This is a genomic window from Hyphomicrobium methylovorum, assembly GCF_013626205.1.
In the GTDB taxonomy this organism is placed as follows: Bacteria; Pseudomonadota; Alphaproteobacteria; order Rhizobiales; family Hyphomicrobiaceae; genus Hyphomicrobium_B; species Hyphomicrobium_B methylovorum.
This window is the reverse complement of record NZ_QHJE01000001.1, coordinates 2,481,686-2,501,300: the sequence shown is the minus strand read 5'-3', so window position 1 is coordinate 2,501,300 and position 19,615 is coordinate 2,481,686. Positions and strand designations below refer to the sequence as shown.

Annotated in this window: 18 protein-coding genes; 6 read left to right on the top strand and 12 right to left on the bottom strand. The window is 55.4% G+C overall.

Annotation, left to right across the window (positions count from 1 at the left end; genetic code table 11):
• Positions 1 to 429 precede the first annotated feature (429 nt).
• Entirely contained in the window at positions 430 to 1,728 is a 1,299-nt protein-coding gene (locus tag DLM45_RS12075) for a porin family protein (RefSeq protein ID WP_246317352.1), read from the top strand.
• Between the two features lie 499 nt (positions 1,729 to 2,227).
• A complete protein-coding gene (locus DLM45_RS12070) occupies positions 2,228 to 2,473 on the top strand; it encodes a hypothetical protein (RefSeq protein ID WP_181337349.1) in 246 nt (81 codons plus the stop codon).
• 603 nt (positions 2,474 to 3,076) lie between these two features.
• Here the strand turns inward: DLM45_RS12070 and DLM45_RS12065 are convergent.
• From DLM45_RS12065 to DLM45_RS12015, 11 genes are all read right to left on the bottom strand, one after another.
• On the bottom strand, positions 3,077 to 3,862 hold the full coding sequence (locus DLM45_RS12065; protein WP_181337348.1) for a TSUP family transporter: 786 nt from the start codon (positions 3,860 to 3,862) through the stop codon (positions 3,077 to 3,079).
• On the bottom strand, positions 3,859 to 5,526 hold the full coding sequence (locus DLM45_RS12060) for a bifunctional protein tyrosine phosphatase family protein/NAD(P)/FAD-dependent oxidoreductase (protein ID WP_181337347.1): 1,668 nt from the start codon (positions 5,524 to 5,526) through the stop codon (positions 3,859 to 3,861). Before DLM45_RS12060 ends, DLM45_RS12065 begins: the two co-directional genes overlap by 4 nt.
• Before the next feature lie 36 nt (positions 5,527 to 5,562).
• Complete coding sequence (locus DLM45_RS12055) at positions 5,563 to 6,450, bottom strand: MBL fold metallo-hydrolase (RefSeq protein WP_181337346.1); 888 nt, start codon at positions 6,448 to 6,450, stop codon at positions 5,563 to 5,565.
• Between the two features lie 56 nt (positions 6,451 to 6,506).
• Positions 6,507 to 6,701, bottom strand: coding sequence for a YgaP family membrane protein (locus DLM45_RS12050; protein WP_181337345.1), 195 nt, complete (start codon positions 6,699 to 6,701; stop codon positions 6,507 to 6,509).
• A 279-nt stretch (positions 6,702 to 6,980) separates the two neighbouring features.
• Positions 6,981 to 8,261 (bottom strand): NAD(P)/FAD-dependent oxidoreductase, encoded by a 1,281-nt coding sequence (locus tag DLM45_RS12045; RefSeq protein WP_181337344.1) that lies wholly within the window; start codon positions 8,259 to 8,261, stop codon positions 6,981 to 6,983.
• A gap of 70 nt (positions 8,262 to 8,331) precedes the next feature.
• Positions 8,332 to 9,009 carry a c-type cytochrome gene (locus tag DLM45_RS12040; protein ID WP_343062294.1) on the bottom strand — a complete coding sequence of 226 codons (678 nt, stop codon included), beginning with the start codon at positions 9,007 to 9,009 and terminating at the stop codon, positions 8,332 to 8,334.
• Between the two features lies 1 nt (position 9,010).
• Positions 9,011 to 10,309, bottom strand: a complete 1,299-nt coding sequence (gene soxC, locus DLM45_RS12035; RefSeq protein ID WP_181337342.1) for a sulfite dehydrogenase — start codon at positions 10,307 to 10,309, stop codon at positions 9,011 to 9,013.
• A gap of 10 nt (positions 10,310 to 10,319) precedes the next feature.
• Complete coding sequence (gene soxB, locus DLM45_RS12030) at positions 10,320 to 12,014, bottom strand: thiosulfohydrolase SoxB (RefSeq protein WP_181337341.1); 1,695 nt, start codon at positions 12,012 to 12,014, stop codon at positions 10,320 to 10,322.
• A gap of 40 nt (positions 12,015 to 12,054) precedes the next feature.
• Positions 12,055 to 12,384 (bottom strand): thiosulfate oxidation carrier complex protein SoxZ, encoded by a 330-nt coding sequence (soxZ, locus tag DLM45_RS12025; protein WP_181337340.1) that lies wholly within the window; start codon positions 12,382 to 12,384, stop codon positions 12,055 to 12,057.
• 45 nt (positions 12,385 to 12,429) lie between these two features.
• Complete coding sequence (gene soxY, locus DLM45_RS12020; protein ID WP_425485207.1) at positions 12,430 to 12,903, bottom strand: thiosulfate oxidation carrier protein SoxY; 474 nt, start codon at positions 12,901 to 12,903, stop codon at positions 12,430 to 12,432.
• Between the two features lie 476 nt (positions 12,904 to 13,379).
• Positions 13,380 to 14,450: an MBL fold metallo-hydrolase gene (locus DLM45_RS12015; protein ID WP_246317350.1), complete on the bottom strand. Its 1,071-nt coding sequence runs from the start codon at positions 14,448 to 14,450 to the stop codon at positions 13,380 to 13,382.
• A 287-nt stretch (positions 14,451 to 14,737) separates the two neighbouring features.
• Here DLM45_RS12015 and soxA point away from each other — a divergent pair, with 287 nt between their 5' ends.
• The 3 genes from soxA to DLM45_RS12000 are packed head-to-tail and all read left to right on the top strand — an operon-like array spanning position 14,738 to position 16,562.
• Positions 14,738 to 15,523, top strand: coding sequence for a sulfur oxidation c-type cytochrome SoxA (gene soxA, locus DLM45_RS12010; protein WP_181337339.1), 786 nt, complete (start codon positions 14,738 to 14,740; stop codon positions 15,521 to 15,523).
• Positions 15,524 to 15,533: 10 nt separating this feature from the next.
• Entirely contained in the window at positions 15,534 to 16,157 is a 624-nt protein-coding gene (soxX, locus tag DLM45_RS12005; RefSeq protein ID WP_246317349.1) for a sulfur oxidation c-type cytochrome SoxX, read from the top strand.
• Between the two features lie 39 nt (positions 16,158 to 16,196).
• Complete coding sequence (locus DLM45_RS12000; protein ID WP_181337337.1) at positions 16,197 to 16,562, top strand: thioredoxin domain-containing protein; 366 nt, start codon at positions 16,197 to 16,199, stop codon at positions 16,560 to 16,562.
• Between the two features lie 117 nt (positions 16,563 to 16,679).
• Here the strand turns inward: DLM45_RS12000 and DLM45_RS11995 are convergent, their stop codons facing one another.
• Positions 16,680 to 17,327 carry a response regulator gene (locus DLM45_RS11995; RefSeq protein WP_181337336.1) on the bottom strand — a complete coding sequence of 216 codons (648 nt, stop codon included), beginning with the start codon at positions 17,325 to 17,327 and terminating at the stop codon, positions 16,680 to 16,682.
• A 598-nt stretch (positions 17,328 to 17,925) separates the two neighbouring features.
• Here DLM45_RS11995 and DLM45_RS11990 point away from each other — a divergent pair.
• Positions 17,926 to 18,897 (top strand): LysR family transcriptional regulator, encoded by a 972-nt coding sequence (locus tag DLM45_RS11990; RefSeq protein ID WP_181337335.1) that lies wholly within the window; start codon positions 17,926 to 17,928, stop codon positions 18,895 to 18,897.
• The last annotated feature ends 718 nt before the right edge of the window (positions 18,898 to 19,615 follow it).

Here is a 19,615-nt window from a genome sequence, read left to right as displayed (position 1 = left end):
TGATCGTTTGTGCATCGCAATGATCGTGAGAAATTGCACCAATTTTTCTTGGTGAGAAACTAAGATCTATGTCCCGAGCCACATCGGTTTTACTTGCCACCACCCCGACAAAGCTAGTCACGCACCAAATTTAACTGGCGTCTCCGGAGCGTATTCTTGATTTATAGATAAAAGTTATTGATAGAACAGCAGAATTTATGTGACAAGACTATCACAAGCTTCCCATTCCTTATACGGAACTTGCCATTTGATGGTATCGGATTTCATCCGCATGCTAATGAGAACGCACGGAGAGAGAACCGAATCGATCTGCACTTATTTGATTTGTTTCGCTTAATCGATCGTCACCTCACCTAATGGGCAATAAAATACTGAGTTGCACACTCAACAAACGTACTAACAAAGCTAAGAGTCTCGATCGGGGGATCTATGAAAAAGAAGATAAGTACATCGAGTGCCGCAATGGTCGCATTAGCGACCGGAACATTGATCAGCGGATTTGGTGCAAGTCAGGTTTCGGCGGCCGACCTCGGGGGTAACTGCTGCGCGGACCTCGAAGAACGAATCGCTGAGCTTGAAGCCACGACGGCACGCAAGGGCAACCGTAAGGTTTCTCTGACGGTCACCGGCTGGGTGTCGGAGCAGGTTATGTGGTGGGACGACGGCGTCGAACAGAACACCTATGTCGTCGGCCTTGGCACCAACTACGCAAGCAACGTGCAGTTCACGGGTTCGGCGCAAATCTCGCCTGGCCTGACGGCTGGTTATTTCATGCGCATCGAATTGCGTGACAATAACCTCTACTCCATCGATCAAAATCATTCGACGTCCGCAGATGCCAACAGCGTGTTTGCAGAAGAATCTTACTGGTTCTTGAAGAGCGACACCTACGGTCGTATCGCAGTCGGTAAGCAGAGCCCCGCAGGCGACAACGCCGCATTCAACTCCGATCTTTCTGGGACCACGGCGGCCGCCTACTGGGTGACGTACGATGCCTGGAACTTCGGAATTCGCTTGAGCGACGGTTCCTATTCGAACTTCACTTGGGGTGGTGGCAAAGGTGCTGCCGGTGGCCAGTGCCATGGCTGGGGCGGCGGTGCCGCTGACTGCGTAGGCTCACCACGCAACCAAGTCCGCTATGACTCGCCCGTTCTCTCCGGCTTCCAAGTCGTCGCCTCGTGGGGCGAAGACGACGAGTGGGGTGTTACCGGCTACTACACCCAGACCTGGGGCGACTTCCTCGTGAAGGGCGTTGCTTCTTACTCGGGAACGAACGACAGAAACCTGGTCACGCCGCCGGTTGGCGCTGGCCCGCAATGGTCGCCTGATTCTCGTTATCTCCAGTTGGCTGGTTACCTCGAGAACGTCCCGACAGGTATCTGGGGCAACTTCCAGTGGGGCCATATGGACAGCGAAGGATACGAATCCAACGACGTCTATTACGCCAAGGCTGGTATCAAGCTTAAGCTGACCTCGCTCGGCACGACCCGGCCCTACGCCGAATACCTCCATGCGTCTAACGGCATCTACGACAAAGACGGCAACCACGCCGCCGGTGCCAGCCAGACGTTCTATGGCGGTGGCGTTGTGCAGGACATCGACGCTGCAGCAATGCAGGTTTGGCTCCGGACACGCGTTCTTACAGAAGATCTTCCCCGGTCGCTTACGGGCGGCCTGGATACGAAGGATTTCACTGAAGTCGTCGCCGGCGCTCTGATCTCCTTCTAATTCACCACCAGACTAAAAGTTCTACCTTTCCGTCGATCTTAAGTTGCCCGAAGCTCATCGCTTCGGGCAATTTTTGTATGAGCATTCCCTAGCGCTTACAGTCAGCTGCTCATCAGCACGGGCAAAATCTCCGCAATCAAATCTCTTATTATTTTTCGGTAATCCACGCGGGAGCAATGCGTCGCCTAATGCGAAGTGCGTTCGCGTCGATTAGAATGAGGAACGCTCGCTACACATGATGATGACTTCAAATATGTAGATAGCGGAGGCAAGGAGCGTACGTTGAAGCGGAAGTTTGATCCGGTATTGCCGCGAATTTGACGCTTCAGTTTTTATAACGCTTACCGCTCAGCGCGATTGAATTCAGGGCGCGATCGGCTCATGACATGAAACTTCAAATGCCGTGAGATTTCGCTCCGTCGAAACGCCCAACGCCTTTCGCAAACGTCTGCGGCGAGAGGAACGAACAGTCTTCGAGTAACCACCGGAAAGGTGACGCATGCGCCAGAACACCAACGCCGCTGCCAGCGAAACGCTTCAGTTCGTCAAGGATGCGATTTACGATCTTCAAGTTGGCCCGGCCGAAATTACGAGCCCGGATGGCACTCCATCGGCTTACGTCATTAAGTTCGAAATCCAGCATGGCGTCTTTCAAGAAGTCTTCATTCCCATTCCCTCAACTTACCAATCGATTTGTCGATCTCTGAAGGCGGCCATGTTCCCCGCACAACGCTCCGCACGCTGATCGGCGACATAGGACGTCGCGACGTCGGTGTACTTTGATGGAGAACACTGCCTGACGCGCTTTACGCGGCACGCTACAGCACGGCTTTACATAGCCAGATTGACGGCGCTGCCATTAGCTATCGGAATTGAGCGAAGGCAGTCCCACGGCCACGTCCTGAATGATTATATTCAGACGGCATTACGAATTAATTCAGCGCCCGAATACGCAGGAAGTGCTTACGCATTGCGACACCCGCAAAGCTACGTATAAACGCGCCAAAAAGAGCGAATTAATGCGCAGCTTCCACCGCAATGAAATCGTCTTTAGGCAAATCAAAATCCGGGGCATTGTCTGAATTACGCTGACAGATCTTCACAGTTTACCTCCCTGCGGACGACTTTCCAGCGCCTCCTTAGACCCCGAATTATTTCGGGGTCTTTTTTTTATTTCCGCATGATTGGGATCGCTTCAGAGCCAACCGTTGTCCCGGTTCTCACTTCATGTGCGCGCGACGCGATGCAGAACTTCAAGCAAGCGCTCGCGCGTGCTGCCTAAGCAAACATAGCCCACCTGGAGCATCGATTTTGGATTTTGAGATTGCGCATCGGGCTGGCGCAGCCGTTACGCCGAGAGACCGCGCCACACAACGTAGGCTCCGACCATCGCCACGATAATGGCAAATATTGTCGAAAGAGCTCGCTTCTTTTCCGACATTTTCCGAGCAAGAACCTGGCCGCCAATTCCGCCGACAAGACCGCCGCCGATAAAGCACGCAACCAAGACCCAATCGATCAATCCGGAAAGCGCGTAGTTCGTCGCCGTCGTCATTCCAAAAGCAAAGACGGAAACAAGCGACGACCCGATCGCAAAAATGAGAGGCATTCCCGTCGCGGCCACAAGGCCAGGCACCACTAGAAATCCGCCACCGATCCCGAAGAACCCCGCAAGCGCACCCACACCGACGCCGTAAGCGATGAGCAGCGGCATGAGATGACGCGCGGTGGAACGCGTCAAACGGACATCAGGATTTCCGGACTGATCGCCTTTCCAAAACATGAGCCCGGCAATGACGATCATCAGCACTCCAAACAACGTAAGGAGACGTTCGCCATCGAATTGCTTCCCGAACGTCGAGCCGAGAGCTGCTCCAGCAGTACCCGCCGCGGCGAAGACAAGTGCGCACCGCCACTTCACACGCTGAGCTCGAGCGTGACCAACGAGATTGGCCAAAGCACTCACCGCAACCGCGACGGCACTCGTTCCGATCGCAACATGCGGGCTAGTGACGCCGACAACATAGACGAGCAGGGGAACGGCGAGAATCGACCCGCCGCCCCCAATCAGCCCGAGCGTAAAGCCGACGAGCACCCCGCTGCCGGTAGCAAGAAAGTCCTGAATAAAATTCACGCTTTAGCCTTGGGCCGCGCCATCCACTCGCGACCTTTCAGCATTGCGTTCCAATAGAGCGGCGGAAGAACCCGCTCTTTAAGAAGCCACGCGGCGCGTGATGGCTGCTTGCCATCGATGATGAAGCTCGGGAACGACGGCGAAACTTTTCCGCCGTAGCAGAACTCAGCGAGAACGATCTTGCCGCGTTCAACCGTTAGCGGACATGAACCGTAGCCATCGTACGCGCACTCAGCAGGGCTCATTCCCTTGTCGAACAGAATGTTCTCTGCCACGACCGGAGCCTGCTTGCGCGCTGCAGCCGCCGTTTTCGCATTCGGCGTATTCGCAGCATCTCCCAAGCTGAAGATGTTCGAATATTTCTTGTGCTTCAGCGTGGCCGGATCAACATCCACCCAACCTGCTGCGTCTGCAAGCGGGCTCGACCTGACGAAATCCGGAGCGGTCTGAGGCGGACAAACGTGGATCATGTCGAACGACGTTTCGACCGTTTCCGAGCTTCCGTCCGGTCCCGTCTTTTTGAACCACGCCTTATGCGCCGGTCCGTCGATTGCCGTCAGCGTATGGCTGAACTTGAGCTTCGCGTTGTAGCGCTTCACGTACTCCATCAACGCCGGAACGTAGTCTGCAACGCCGAAGAGAACGCCGCCAGCGTTGTAGAACTCGACGTCAATATTGTTGAGCCGCTTCGTTCTGAGCCAATGATCCGCTGAAAGATACATCGCCTTCTGCGGCGCGCCGGCGCATTTGATCGGCATTGGCGGCTGCGTGAAGAGCGCGCGCCCCTTCTGCAGATTGCGAACCAACTCCCAAGTGTAGGGCGCCAGATCGTAACGGTAGTTCGAGGTGACGCCGTTCTTGCCAAGCGTTTCCGGCAGCCCTTCGACACCAGCCCAATTCAGTTTGATGCCAGGGCATACGACGAGTTGGCTATAGCGCACGACGCCACCGCCTTCGACGATGACGCTATTCGCATCCGGCTCGAACGCCGTAACTGCGGCTTTGATCCACGTGACTTTGCTCGGCAAGACGGTCGCCATTCTTTTCGCCGTCTGCTCTTTCTTAAAAACGCCGCCACCGACCAACGTCCAGCCGGGCTGATAATAATGCGTTTCAGCGGGATCGATGATCGCAATGTCCAGGTCTCCCCGGCGATGCAACAAGCTCGCCGCAACCGCCGATCCAGCCGATCCGCCACCGATAATGACGATGTCGTGGACCGCGGACGGGTGCTCCAGATCGATTTTGCCCTTGCTGGAGAGGCGGGTCACAACACCCGAAACATCGTATCCGACGGCTTTCGCAGCACTCAGAATTTCCGCCGGCGGCCGGTGCGCGCCTTCGACAATTGCCCACATCGTTGCCGAGCGTGTTCCGCTTCTACAGTACGCCAAAACGGGCTTCGGCAATTCAGCCATCGCAGCCGCAAATTTCTCGACGTCTTGATCGGTGATCTTTCCGGTCATCACCGGGATATACCGCGCAGACAATCCGCTGGATTTCGCAGCCGCCTCGATTTCCGAAAAGAGAGCCTGATCTGCGCCCTCTTTATCGGGGCGATTGCAGATGATGGATTTGAAGCCCTGAGACGCAAACTCCGCAACTTCTGACGGTATGATTTGTGCGGAAACGGAAACGTCGTTGGAAAGTTTTTTGGCGGTCATTTCTGTAAACCCCGTTGATGGGAAAGATGCTGAATATCAAAGCTCGTTGATCGGAATCTTAAGGTGGCGCTTCCCCTGCTCATCGGGCGCCGGCAGGTTTCCACCCTTCATATTGACTTGGATCGAAGGGATGATGAGCTTCGGAAGAGAGAGCGTCTTATCGCGCTCTTCGCGCATCTTCACGAAGTCGTCTTCCGTGAGTTCATCCCGAACATGGATATTGCTGGCGCGCTCTTCCGCGACGGTCGTCTCCCAGCGGATCGGGCGTCCGCCCGGACCGTAGTCGTGACACATGAAGAGCCGCATCTCCGGCGGCAACTCCAAAACCCGCTTGATCGATCGATAGAGAATCCGCGCATCGCCGCCAGGAAAATCGGCGCGGGCTGTACCGCCGTCCGGCATGAACAGCGTGTCGCCGACCAAAGCCGCATCGCCGACGACGTGCACCATACAGGCAGGCGTATGTCCTGGCGTCGACATCGCAAACGCCGTCATGCCACCGATCTGATACGTATCCCCGTCTTTGAAGAGGCGATCAAACTGGCTGCCGTCACGTTGGAATTCACTACCTTCGTTGAAGACCTTCCCGAAAACATCTTGCACGCGCTTGATGTTCTCGCCGATGCCGATCTTGCCGCCAAGCTTCTGCTGGATATACGGCGCGGCCGAGAGATGATCGGCATGCACGTGTGTTTCGATCAGCCACTGAAGCGTGAGGTCTTCGCGTTTAATGTATTCAATGATCTTGTCAGCAGACTCATACGAGATGCGCCCGCCAGCATGATCAAAATCCATCACGCTATCGACAACGGCGCACGCCTTGGATGCCGGATCTTTTACAACGTAGCTTACAGTATTCGTCTTCTCGTCGAAAAAGGCTTTGATGTCGGGCCGGATGGAAAGATCGACCGTGTGCGGAATCATGTTAAGTCGTCCAGACGAAACTCAGATCTTGGAAGTATACGCTCTCTCTCGTCCAATTAATCTGCGTGATAACCACACGTCGACACACCCATGGCACCATAAGCCGGACAAAAACGAGCCAATCCGGTTATCAGAGGGACAAGCCCAAGAAGGCCCCAGAGGCTTTTGGGTCCGACGAATACGAGGGCGAGCAGCGCGATCCCGATAGCAATCCGTAATGAGCGATCCCAGCTCCCGACGTTCGCTTTCATGACATCTCACCTTTGTTGCTGAATCGAATACCTACGAAATCCCGAATTTCAGCTTCCCATCAGCTCCATGTGCGGCCTGGAACCGATGGTGCATAAGCAATGAATGCTCCCGCTGCGAAACATAAGACCAATAAAGAATCCCCTTGGGCCGCACGGCAGACGGGATTCGTTAGACCCAAGGGGCAACCGTCCAAACAAGAAATGCCGACCCCGCCGGGACGATCCGAGCTCCGGAGAGCACGGATCGCTAGGCGTCCAGATGTCTTGTCCGGTCGGAAATCAGAGGAACGTGTCTCCGATCATGGCGTCATACCAACCCAGGTTTTCATCCAGAGTCATTTTGCGAACTCCAGCATCCTCACCGGTCTTTGAGATGAACGAAGATGCCGACGCAATTTTTCCGTCCTGCGGGATGTAACGCCCGCCGACTTTCACAGCGTCACCATCGTCGATTATGCTCCAGCAGATGTTGTTAAAGCTGGTCTCACGATGTGCGGCGCCTGCATATTTTTCACAAATTGCAGCGACAGCGACTTTCGCTTGGCTGTTTGCTCCAAACGCTGACTTCGGCATGTCACCGCCACCGCATGCATCGCCGATGACGTAGATGTTGGGATCCATCTTCGACTGCATCGTCTCCGGATTGACCGGGCAAAATCCCGTTTCGTCTGCGAGACCCGCGTCGCGCGCAATCGCACCGGCCATCTGTGCCGGGATCACGTTGACCAGAGCCGCATTCTTGTAGGTCTCAAACGAGGTCTCGACCGTGTTGGTCGACGGATCGACCTTTACGATCTTCTCGTAGATATCCTTGCCGAGCCACTCGACCATTTTGGGATAATGCTTTTCCCATCCCTCCAAGAAGAGAGCTTGCTTGGAAAACTTGTCCTTGGGATCGAGAATAATGATCTTGCATTTCGTCTTGCCCGCGCGCTTCAGCGTGTGCGCCATCATCGAAACGCGTTCATAAGGTCCCGGCGGGCAACGATAAGGGTTCGGCGGCGCAAGCATGACGATCACTCCGCCATCCGGCGTCGCGTCGAGCATCTGCTTCAAAAGAAGTGTTTGAGGACCGGCCTTCCAGCCGTGGGGCATTTTCTCTTCATCGGCTTTCGACCAGCCGGGCACGCTGTCGTACTTGAGGTCGATGCCGGGAGAAAGAACAAGCGCATCATATTCAACCGTCGAACCGTCAGCGAGGCTGATGCGACGGGCATTTCTATCGATTCCAGCCGCATGCTGATGAACAAGCTTGATGCCATACTTGCTACCAAGCGCATCGTACGAATGCGTAATATTTTCCATCGTCTTCATGCCGCCAAGCACGAGGTTGGAATGGAAGCATGTGATGTAAGACTTCGACGCTTCGATCAGCGTAACGTCGACGGCACCGTTCCCGCCTTTGGAAATATACTTCGCAGCGGTCGCGCCGCCTGCGCCGCCGCCGATCACGACGACTTTCGCTTTGCTATTTCCCAGCGCAGGTGCGCTCAGCCCCATCGAGGCCAACACTGCGGCCTGGCCCATCCCTGCCGTAAACTGACGACGCGTGATTGACATGTGCATTCCCTTTTTCTGATTTTTTTGCCGTCTTTTCTTGTATTTCCGACTTCGGGTGATGGATTCCCCCTCAGTCGACGTGTGGTCCGGTTTTTGAGTCCGGAGTCACATCCAGAACTGCCGCGGTGGCAGTGACCTTGACATCGGTTTTGCAGTCTTTCATGCAGGCCTTTGCATTCCAGAACTGACGCTCGGCCGTTTCGCGATCGTCATCGTAGAAACCGCCCTCGTTCGGCATCACGATCGTCGAGAAATTTTTCTGGTTGAGTTCGAAATCGGGGTCTTTGATGACCTCGTTCATGTTGAGAAGAAATGCGGTCAGCGCATATACGTCGTCGTCGGAAAGTGACTGCGCATTTCCGAACGGCATCGCGCGCTTGATGTAGTCAAAGACTGTCGACGCGGCCGGCCAGTACGAGCCGATCGTCTTCTCAGGTCGATCCGCTTTAAGAGAACCAAGCCCGCCAGCGAGCACGGGCCACTTATCGCGGCCTTCTGCGAAATCACCGTGGCACGCGGCACAGTGATCAAGGAAGATGGCTTCGCCCGCGGTCGCTGTTCCCTTTCCGGGAGGCAGCCCAACTCCGTCAGGTCGCACATCGATGTCCCACCCGGCGATCTGCTCTGGGGTGGCAGGAACGCCGAGCCCGAGACGTTCCCCGGCATGCCCAGCAATGCTGCCGCTCAGACCAAACGCACCCGCCACAGCGAACGCGCATGCAATCTCTTTCAAACGACGTGTACGCACCTTAGGAAACCTCCACATTTTCGGTTTCTCCATTGGCACGGACCAGCCACGTCTGAATGCCATTGTTGTGGTAGATCGAGTTGACGCCGCGGATAGCTCGCAGCTCATTTTTGGTCGGCTGCAGATAGCCAGTCTCGTCGTGACAGCGCGACTGGATCAGAAGCTCTTCTCCCTGCCAGTCGAAATCGACATAGAAGCGCGTTACCGAGCGATCGAACACCGGACCATCGATCCGAGCTTCGCGCCAGTTGCGTCCACCGTCCAACGTAACGTCGACCCGAGTGATCTTGCCTCGGCCAGACCAAGCGATACCCGTAAGCACATTGCGTCCGCGGAAACGAAGCGGAGCCTGCGGAGACGGGTTTGTAATGACCGACTTCGCATCCATCACGAACGTAAAGCGGCGTGCGCGGCCATCCGCCATGAGGTCGGTGTATTTCGACGTTTCCTCTCGGGCGAACCACGGCTTGTCGCCGACTTCGATGCGACGAATCCACTTGATCCAGATATTGCCTTCCCAACCCGGCACGACGAGACGGAGCGGATAACCTTGCTCCGGACGCAGCGCTTCTCCGTTCATCTTGAACGCCAGCAAGCAATCGTCGAGCGCCTTTTCGAGCGGCAGAGATCTGTTCATTCCCGCCGCGTCGCCGCCTTCCACGAGCAGCCACTTGGCGGTCGGCTTCACGCCGGCCTCCTCGAGAAGAACTCTCAGCGGCACGCCCGTATACATGACGTTGTGAATCATGCCGTGCGTGAACTGGCAGCCATTGAGCTGCGCACCGCGCCACTCCATTCCGCTGTTAGCCGCGCATTCAAGGAAGAAGACGCGATTGACTCGCGGCATCCGCAAGATGTCGCTCATCGCGAAGATAAGCGGCCTCTCCACGAGGCCATGAATCATCAAGCGATGTTCGTTGGGATCGATCTCAGCCGCACCGCCATGATGGCGCTCAAAGCAGAGACCGTTCGGCGTGATGATGCCGTCGAGGTCATGCCATGGGGTGAAGTTGACCGAGCTCTGCCGAGAGGCCGTAAGCCACTCGACGTCACGACGAACGACATGCGCTTCGAACTTCGAAGGCTTTCCATACGGAAAGTCGGCAACGCCTGGCCCTAAACTCTTCGACCAGTCCGCTACATGCGGCGGTAGAACATCGGGATTAACTGGCGCTGCTGCCGTTTCGGCAGCAACAGCAGCCTTGTGTCCCACTGCGAGCATTGCGCCCGTCATTCCAGCGGCGCCAAGAAACTGTCGGCGTGTGCTTATTTTTTCAACCGGCGAATTATCGTCTGCCATTCGTTCGCTCTCATACACCTTTGACATCAACGGCCATGCCGGGATTGACGCTCACGACTTTCTTCTTCGAGATGTAGTTGGATACGACATCCCAAATCGGCGGGCCTTCGGTCCCCTCATTGACGCTAGCCCAACCAGCAATCGTGTATTCTTTCGAGGGCTCCAGCGCTTCCCCGTTTCGCGCAAGAGTCATGTTTGAAATCCGCTTGCCGATGGGCTGCGAAATATCAATCGTGTACTTGAGGCCGCCAGAGCGAACCATGTCGCCGCCCTGCTGGAAGTACGGATCCGGATTGAAGATGTTGTCGGCAACATCCTCGAACACCTCTTTGAGGCGCTCGCCGGTCATCGTCATGCGATAGCAAGCGGGATAGCTCATCGCCGTTGCGTTGGTCACATCCTCGAATGTGATCGGAGAATCCGGCAACAAGCTCGGCCCCCAACGAACGCCAGGCGACAATGAAATCTCGACGTCGCGTTCTTCAAGGATCGCGTCACAAATCAGCGTATCTAACGTCCCGCTGAAATTTCCGCGCCGATAGAGGAATCCGTCGGTCTTACCCAGAACGCGCGTGAGATCCTTCATGTAAGGCTCGCGCACTTTTTCGATTTGCGCCTTCATTTCCGGATCGGGCGTTATCGCATCGGAGAAGATGGGAATAAGCCGATAGCGGAAGGCGGCGATCTTCTTCGACTGCACATCGAGATCGAGACGCGACACGAACTTTCCGTTCGAGCCAGTCGCAACCAGCAGCGTCTTGCCGATGACCGTAACCTCGGGAACCGCATCATGCGTATGACCCGAGAGAACGACATCGATACCCGGCACGCGTTCGGCCAGCTTGCGATCGACGTCAAAGCCATTGTGGGAAAGCAGAACGACAATATCCGCGCCATCCGCGCGAATTTTCTCGACCTCTTCCGCAAGCTCACGCTCTCTGATGCCGAACGCCCAATTCGGGATCATCCAACGCGGATTGGCGATAGGTGTATATGGGAAGGCTTGGCCGATAACGCCGATCTTCACTCCGCCGCGCTCAAAGATATGCGAGGCTTCGAAAACCTTTTCCTCGAACTCGTTGTCGCGAACGTTCTGAGCCAGGAACGGGAAGCCGAGCTTGTCCACGATCTCGCGAACGCGCGCCTCTCCGAGCGTGAACTCCCAATGCCCGGTCATGGCATCAGGCTTCAGCAACGACATGGCGTCCACCATGTCCTGCCCCTTGCTCTGGAAGGACGACCAGCTATTGGTCCAGGTGTCTCCACCATCCAATAGCAGCGTTCGATCTCCGCGCTCTGCACGGATCGCCTTAACGACCGTTGCGATTCGATCCAGGCCACCCATCCGGCCGTAAACGCGCGCTAGGCTGTCGAAATCATCCGACGTCAAAGCATAAGCGAGCGCCGAACCTTCCGACAAACGGAAGGCCTTTCGAAATTCGGCACCCGTGATGTGGGGCACCTGTCCCCGAGCAGCACCGACACCGAAATTGGCCGAAGGTTCCCGGAAATAAATCGGAACGAGCTGCGCATGAATATCGGTGAGATGGATCAGCGTAACGTTGCCGACAGGATCGAACGATAAAAGATCGTCCTGCGAGAGACGGCCTTCGGCGGCGAGGCGACCGAGCGGAACGCCGCTCCCAGCCGCCAGCGTCGCCATTGCCGTCGCAGCTACAAAGAATTCACGACGCGAGATTGTCATAGAGCGATCCGCCAACCCTTCTCTTCAGCTGCCGAATGCATCAAGAAACTTCGACTTTGTGCTCGGATTTGTAGACCGAGCCATCGTCATCGAACCACGTGAAGACAAACGTTCCGGTTTCCGTCGCTCTCACGGGGAACGATTGATACGGGTTTGCAGAGATCGCCGGATGCCAATCGGCACTCAGGATCTCCTGACCGTTAAAGGTCGCCGTGAACTTATTGATGATGTGGCGAGGAATGAGCTTGCCCGCTGCATCCTTGCGCTGACCACTTTCCATCTCGTGGCTGATCAGCGTCTTGACTTCGATAATTTCGCCAGCCTTTGCAGTAGCCGGCATCCGCACGCGCGGCGTAACCTTAGAAGCCATAGTCGTATATCCCTGGTGTTTCCAACGTGGTGACTGTTCTAAACCTCAGCCGCCGCAGCCGCCGATCGTCACTTTGACTTCCTTCTTGGTGGCGTAGACATCGCCATTCGACATGACGGCCACTGCCGAAATATTCTGCGTTTTCGCAAGCCGAATTCTCAACTGAGCCGACGCCTTGGGGGCCAGCGGCGTAAAGGTGTAATCGGCGAGTTGCGGATTGGGATTTCCGTCAGCGAAGAAGTGGACCGACTTGACGTAGTCATCTGCCGTCATCGGGCTTTCGACCGAGAAGTTCAGCGGAACGACCAAGCCGTTTTCAGCGATGCTCGGAAGATCCAGCGTGATGCGTCCGTCCTGGACCTTCTTCCCGCCAGCCAGCTTCTGGATCAGCTCATCGACCTCGGCTGTCGAGGCCAGCAACTGACCACCCGGAACGGCCACCAACGCGAGAGCAGCTATAGTTCCGCCCAAAATTTCGCGACGGCTCCGCGGTTCATTCAAAGCTCGAATTTTCGGCACCACTTGTTTCCTCTTCACGGCCGGATTGTTATTCGTCGTCGTACGAACGACTTGTGCGCGCCGGCAAACCGCCAGCCCACCTTTCGGAAATGACCTGCGGTGAGCGCGATGCGGAAGGAATTTCCAGCGCTACAAAAGTTGCTCAACAATACTGGCGTCGCGATCCGAAGGGATATTTTTATTGCGAATTTATCTCTGCGGGTTCTACCTACGCCCCCCTCCGGACCTACGTGTTCAGGACGGATGCATCGGAACGCTGAGAAGGCCTTGCTGTGCAATGCCTGCACGCAGATACAAGGGCATGAAGCCACGCCATGACCGCGACGGCCCCAGCGTCACTCATTTATAATTCCAATAAATTGAAATGAGACCGTATTCGCCGAACGGAAATTGGATTCGAGCCGCTCGCCACGCCAAAGCGAGCGGCGTTTCCCGACCCTGCGTATGGTTAGCAACTTACCGCAGCGCGGGAGCGCCTACTGTCCAGACCCATTATGAACATCGGCGCTCGGACGGCGACCGAAGCGAATGAGGTTATCCCGCATAGCCTGCCGATACGTCTGGAGTTCGCCTGTCGCCATCGCATGGCGCACGGTCGATAATCCCTCCGCCCTCGGATTACTTCCGAGCCCGATCGTCGCCCCAACGCCAGCATAGATGTTGCGATCGCCAAAACGATCCATCAGCGCCATGAAGGCTGGCTCACCGGTGCAATGACCGGCCGCTATCCACGCAACATGAAACTTATCGTTCAGCGCGGCGACCTGAGATGCGATCTCCGCATCGGAACTCGTAACGAGGTGTAGACCACCCGCGATGAGATGTATCTTGGGGTTGATCGTTTTCGCGACCTCGACAATGCGGTCGATGCCGGGATGCGAACAGCCCACCACCAGCACAATCCCGTCTGGAGTTTCAATCGCGAGTGATAGCTCTCGCAATTCGAGCGTCCCCGGCTTGTCAGACACGAGAGAAATCAGGTGGACGCCGGGAGCAATTTCCGTCGTCTTGTCGATCAACGTGATGTTGGCTTCGGGCCATGCCTTGCCAAACGTCATGCGCTCCGGTGGCGTGCCTCCGAAATACTGAGAGTCTTTCGGAAGCCGCGGCTCGGGGCGAAGAAACGTTGCTGGCAGCGATGAGCCGAAGACGCCGAACTTCTCTTCGGGCGCATAGATCTTGACGCCGGGATTGACCGAGAGGACATGGCTCAGCCCAGTCGTATGATCACCATGCCGGTGCGAGATGACGACGAAATCCAACTTCCCGAGATCGACACCCAGTGCTTTGGTGTTGTGCGCGAGGACCGCCGCATCGTTTCCGGTATCGAAAAGAATTCGACGGCCACCGACCTCAACCAGCGCGGCATAGCCCCAGTCCTTACGCAAGTCTGCGCGATTTCCGATTGCATCGAAAAGAACTGTTAGTTTAGCGGCGGTGTTCGAACGCGCTCCGTCTGCCTCGCCGTTCGGCTGACTGCCCGTAGCGGCCGATGCAGATGAGGCCACCAAGGCCATCAACAATCCAACAATGATACCGACGCGCATAGCCTGACATCCAATTAGAAAGCTTGTACCGATCGAAAAAGTGCGCTGCCTCACTCTCTTCGCGAGAGCATGGTCCGCCTCGGGAAACAGTAGTGCGGTTTGACGTCAAACACATATTCATTTGCAAAATGATGCTATTCAAAATCACTATTTGAAAACACGAGTGAGGCGAGACTATTCCGGTAGCGCCGGTCGAGTATCGGCTAATTGCATCATGATACAGTGTTGGGACACCGGTGCAGAAACAAACGAAGACGCGCTCCCGCATCATTGGCTTCGGAGCAGCAATGCTCGTCCTCAGCTGCCTGGGAGCAGGACTGAGTTCCGCCGATTCAGGTGACGAGATCCAGCGCTATCGGGAAATGATCAATGACCCGATGGCCAATCCAGCTTTTCTGAATGTCGACCGTGGAGAAGCCCTATGGGCGTTAGCGCGCGGCACGAAGAACGTGTCGCTCGAAACCTGCGACCTCGGCAAGGGACCAGGCGTGCTCGAGGGCGCTTATGCCGAGCTTCCACGCTACTTCGCCGACGCTGATCAGGTCATGGATCTCGAGCAGCGCCTTCTCTGGTGCATGAAAAACGTGCAGGGACTAGACACAGCCGATGTTCTTTCGCGCAAATTCAGCGCGCCGGCCGTGACCTCTGACATGGAAGATCTGGTCGCGTACATCGCGAACAAGTCGAGCGGCAAGACATTCCACATTCCCCTCGACCATCCGCAGGAAAAACAAGCATACGCGCTTGGCGAAGAACTCTTCTACCGGCGAGGATCGCTTCTCGATTTTTCCTGCGCTACCTGCCACAGCGCCGACGGTGCAAAAATTCGCACCACGCAGCTGCCTAATCTTTCCAAGCCTGGCAAAGACGCAAGCGACACGATGGGCTCCTGGCCCACGTACCGCGTGTCTCAAAGTCAAACCCGGACGATGCAGAATCGTCTTTGGGATTGCTATCGCCAGATGCGTATGCCCCCGCCTGAATATGGCTCTGCTGGGCTAACCGCACTCATGATGTATTTGACTAAGCAAGCCGATGGTGGGCCGATCAATGTTCCGTCAATCAAGCGCTAATAGAACCCTATTGGCTGCGGTTTTAGCCCTCGGCGCCGTCTTCGCAGGCGTCGCATCGATTGCCGCCCAAGACAGCAAAAGCGTAGCACCCGCAGAATCGAACGAACGCCTCAACGCGACCGTTCAAGAGATGTGGGCGCATGCCGACCCTGAGTGGAAGAAGCGTCTGCAGCAGGACGAGACACAGCTCCTTTGCTCACGCTTCCGCAACGAGCCACCGGAAGACGTCGCGGCGTCAATCCGAGCGCGAGAGTTGGCAACGATCGTCTACCCGAAGGACGGAAACTATCTCGGCGATTGGAAGGAAGGCGAGAAAATCGCGCAAAGTGGGCGTGGCGGACAGTTCAGCGACGCTCCAGATGCGGCGCGCGGAGGGAACTGCTACGCTTGCCACGAAATGGCCAAGACCGAAATGTCTTTTGGATCGCTTGGACCTAGCCTTGCCGAGTACGGTAAAAACCATAACTTCACGGCAGAAGCGACAAAAGAAACATTTGCCAAGCTCTACAATTCCCAGGCAAGCTTCGCGTGTTCAAACATGCCACGATTTGGTGTTCATGGATTTCTTTCCGAACAGCAAATCAAGGACGTTCTGGCTTACCTGTTCGACCCCAAAAGCCCGGTCAACAAATAGCGCCAGAAGCGTCATCCGCATCTAAGCCGAGTTGATCGCATGCGCTGGTTCTTCGCGAGTATTTTGGTTGCGCTTTGCGCAATGTCTCCACGCGACGCCACCGCAGCCGAACTCATCATGGTACGGCAGATCGGTTGCTACTGGTGCATTCTCTGGGACGAGGAAATCGGCATAGCATATCCGAAATCCGAAGAAGGACATTTCGCACCTCTCCGGCAAATCGACATACGCGGACCGTTGCCTAGCTACATAACCAAGCCAGTCACGATCACGCCGACGTTCCTCCTCGTCGAGAACGATAAAGAAGTTGGCCGCATGATCGGATACCCCGGAAAGAATTTCTTCTGGGAGCTCCTTGCCGAGATGCTTCAAAAGTCGACCTTCACCCGAAAAGAAACGCCCTAACTCACCCAAGTTGCTGGGACACGCGGCGAAGAATTCTGAGCCAGAACAGGTCTTGCAAGTCCAATAAAAAAGGCCCCAAATCGCATTTCGATCTGGGGCCCTTTTAGATGTGCCGGGTTAAACGATCCGCAGCTCAGTACTTATTCGTCGCAACTCCATGAGCGATCTCACGCCAAATCGATTGCCAAGACGAATGCACTCCAACACCAAAGCGCGATAGGAAAGCGAAATTATCGTCGCGATCTCCGTCAGATCCTTATCCTGCACCAGATATCGTAGAATATCCGTGTGGCGCGCGCTTAAAGCACCCTCGTTTTTGTTGATGCCGATCTTCAACAGCGCGACCGACAACATCATTTTTTCGCTTAGCCAAACTTCGTTGCGCGCAACAGCTCTCACCGCTTCAAGCAAATCTTCCGCGCTGCAGTTCTTGGAGACATAGCCTGTCGCCCCGCATTCAAGAGCATGCGCCGCCACCAACGGACACTCGCTCGCAGAGAAGACAATAACTCTGGCGAATGAATTCTTCCGCCGAATTTCTCTCATCAGATCGAAGCCGGAACCATCCGAAAGATGGACATCCAGTATAATGATCTTCGGACGAATGTTCTTAATCGCCACGCGCGCCTCAGCGATGCTGGAAGCATGTACGATTGAAAATTCGTTGTCTGCGCGAAAAACTTCCTGACAGCCCAACGCGACAACCGGCTGGTCATCGACCAGAAGGATGCTCTGCGCACGCGCATTCGTTCCATTAAGTTGCAAGTGCAAATCCCACCAAGTAATCGATCTCAGATTTATTCTGACCGGACACGCTAATTCATCCAGATTTGGAGTCAGAATTTTTTTTGAGAATGTAGATATTTCCCGACGCTATGAGTGCGCGCGCCGGCGCCCGAACCGGCTTCAAAATCACCGGAAACATAGGGATTTTTGAATTTATCACGCGTGTAACAGGCATCGATGTCGCGGCGCGCGGATGACAATATGACGCCAACGGAACGTCTTTGATCTTGCCGAAACGGACGCTCAAACGGCTCTTTAGCATTCGCTCGAGGGACTGAGTCGCCGCGCTAGGCATACCGTCCCGCCTCCAAGCACCCAGCACATTTCCCGGCGAATGGGCTGTGCTCTTCGCACTGCAGCAAGAAAAAACCATCCCAAACTGAGTTCCGGACAGCGCTCACCGCGTAAAAAATATAGCTAGAAAGACGTAGTGCGCCGGCCCGAGAAGCGAGCCTATCCGATTGATAATATTTGAAAATAACTATTCATAGATCGGACCTGTACGTATTCGAGCACGTGATCTCCCGGGGTTTCTACTTTGCACTTCATGACGCATCCCTATGGATGGGAGAACACCATGAATTTGCAGCAGCTGAGATATGTCAAAGCTCTGGTCGACAACGGTAGCTTCGTCGCGGCCGCCGCCCGTTGTGCTGTAACCCAGCCAACTCTCTCGAACGGTCTCGCCCAGCTCGAAGCTGAATTCGGCCACCGCCTTTTCCGTCGCACAACGCGAACGATGAACCTGACGCCATACGGCAAACAGCTCTTACCAACGATCCTCGAAATCCTTTCGCTGTTCGAAGATCTAAAAGTGCTGTCGAAAAGCCATCACGTCAGAGACGCCGTCTCGCTCCAGGTCGGCGTATCGCCGATCGTCGGCATCGCGCGCGCGTCAAAGATCATCGCGCCGCTCAGAACAAGCCACCCCGCGGTTGATATCATTTTTCGGGAAGTCGATCTCGACAGTCTCGTTAAGTTTATAGGCCGCGGTCTTATCGACATTGCGATCGCACCGCATGACGGCGATCTTCAGGCCTCAGGCGATGTCACTTGGCCTTCGATGGATCAAGATCCATTGGTTTTCCTGCCGAAAACCGATGACTGCGCCAAATGGCGAGGCACCACGTCAGTCTCGATCGAGGACATCGCATCGGAAGCGTTTGTTCTCGTTCCCGACAGCTGCGGACTTACACGTCAAATTACAAAGCTATTCGACGCAAAAAACCTCGAACTAAAACGATACGCTGGCGAAGCAAGCAGCTATTCCGCGATCCAAGAGTTCGCATCTCTCAGTCTTGCATGCGGAATTCTGCCAGCGTCGAAGCTGTCCGGATTTAACCAGGTGGCCATCCCCCTCGTTCAAAAGGGACGACCTGTTGCGCTTGAATATTTCGTAGTCGGCAAGCCTTCAACGATCTCGCCGCAACTCTTCTCGCAGCTGTGGTCAAACTTGACCGAGGAGAGCGACGCGCTGAAGTGCTGGCCGACGCCCTTGGCATTGTCGCCCTTCGTCCATCGCGAGGCTGTCAGACTAAGCAGCGATTGAGCCCGCACGAACTCATACGCGGCGGTTTTTAGAATTAGCTGCCGCGAACCGCCTACTGAATCGGCGCTCCGCTTTCTTCATTGGTGACTTGGACGAACTGGAAAAAATCGCTAAGCGTCCACGCTGAACATGGTTGTTCGCTAAAACCGCGCCCGCTCAGCCAATTACGCGACGGCGCGTCTCTGACTTTGCTCCATCTCCGATTTATGACGCCGACGATCTTCCTGGCGCAATTCAAACCGGATGAGCTTCGCTCTTGCTTCGGCAAGAACATATGGGGAAATTCGAGTGTCGCGGGCGAGTTGATCCATTGCCTTATAAATCGCTGCCACGGAAAGTGGCGCGCATGAACAACATTGCATCCGCTTATTCAAATGGCGGAATACAACGCCAGGCGTCGGAATAACGCCCGGTCCGGCGCTCATGATTTCGGCGACAGCCGCTTCTATATCCAGATCGGATATGACGGTGCATGAGCAAATGATCACCTAAACGCTCCTATCGTTTAGCAATCGCACGCGATCTTCTATTCGCTATAAAACGGCATCCACCCGTCTCTGGTCAAGACGAGGGCATTACGCGTCGATTACACGTAAAAACGCCCAAACCAAGCACATTTTGTGAGGTTTTAGCCCCCGCAATCCGAGCCCGTCTGGCGGACATCTTCGCAACGATCTTGGAGCTTTTCAAATCGACGAATTTCTTATAACGATCATCC

Excerpts from the sequence above, each read along its gene's own strand:
- soxA (WP_181337339.1), top strand. The coding sequence starts at position 14,738 with ATGCTCGTCCTCAGCTGCCTGGGAGCAGGACTGAGTTCCGCCGATTCA.
- DLM45_RS11990 (WP_181337335.1), top strand. The coding sequence starts at position 17,926 with ATGAATTTGCAGCAGCTGAGATATGTCAAAGCTCTGGTCGACAACGGT.
- DLM45_RS12050 (WP_181337345.1), bottom strand. The coding sequence starts at position 6,701 with ATGAAAGCGAACGTCGGGAGCTGGGATCGCTCATTACGGATTGCTATC.
- DLM45_RS12060 (WP_181337347.1), bottom strand. The coding sequence starts at position 5,526 with ATGACCGCCAAAAAACTTTCCAACGACGTTTCCGTTTCCGCACAAATC.
- DLM45_RS12000 (WP_181337337.1), top strand. The coding sequence starts at position 16,197 with ATGCGCTGGTTCTTCGCGAGTATTTTGGTTGCGCTTTGCGCAATGTCT.
- DLM45_RS12075 (WP_246317352.1), top strand. The coding sequence starts at position 430 with ATGAAAAAGAAGATAAGTACATCGAGTGCCGCAATGGTCGCATTAGCG.
- soxB (WP_181337341.1), bottom strand. The coding sequence starts at position 12,014 with ATGACAATCTCGCGTCGTGAATTCTTTGTAGCTGCGACGGCAATGGCG.
- DLM45_RS12055 (WP_181337346.1), bottom strand. The coding sequence starts at position 6,450 with ATGATTCCGCACACGGTCGATCTTTCCATCCGGCCCGACATCAAAGCC.
- soxZ (WP_181337340.1), bottom strand. The coding sequence starts at position 12,384 with ATGGCTTCTAAGGTTACGCCGCGCGTGCGGATGCCGGCTACTGCAAAG.
- DLM45_RS12070 (WP_181337349.1), top strand. The coding sequence starts at position 2,228 with ATGCGCCAGAACACCAACGCCGCTGCCAGCGAAACGCTTCAGTTCGTC.
- soxC (WP_181337342.1), bottom strand. The coding sequence starts at position 10,309 with ATGGCAGACGATAATTCGCCGGTTGAAAAAATAAGCACACGCCGACAG.
- DLM45_RS12015 (WP_246317350.1), bottom strand. The coding sequence starts at position 14,450 with ATGCGCGTCGGTATCATTGTTGGATTGTTGATGGCCTTGGTGGCCTCA.
- DLM45_RS12045 (WP_181337344.1), bottom strand. The coding sequence starts at position 8,261 with ATGTCAATCACGCGTCGTCAGTTTACGGCAGGGATGGGCCAGGCCGCA.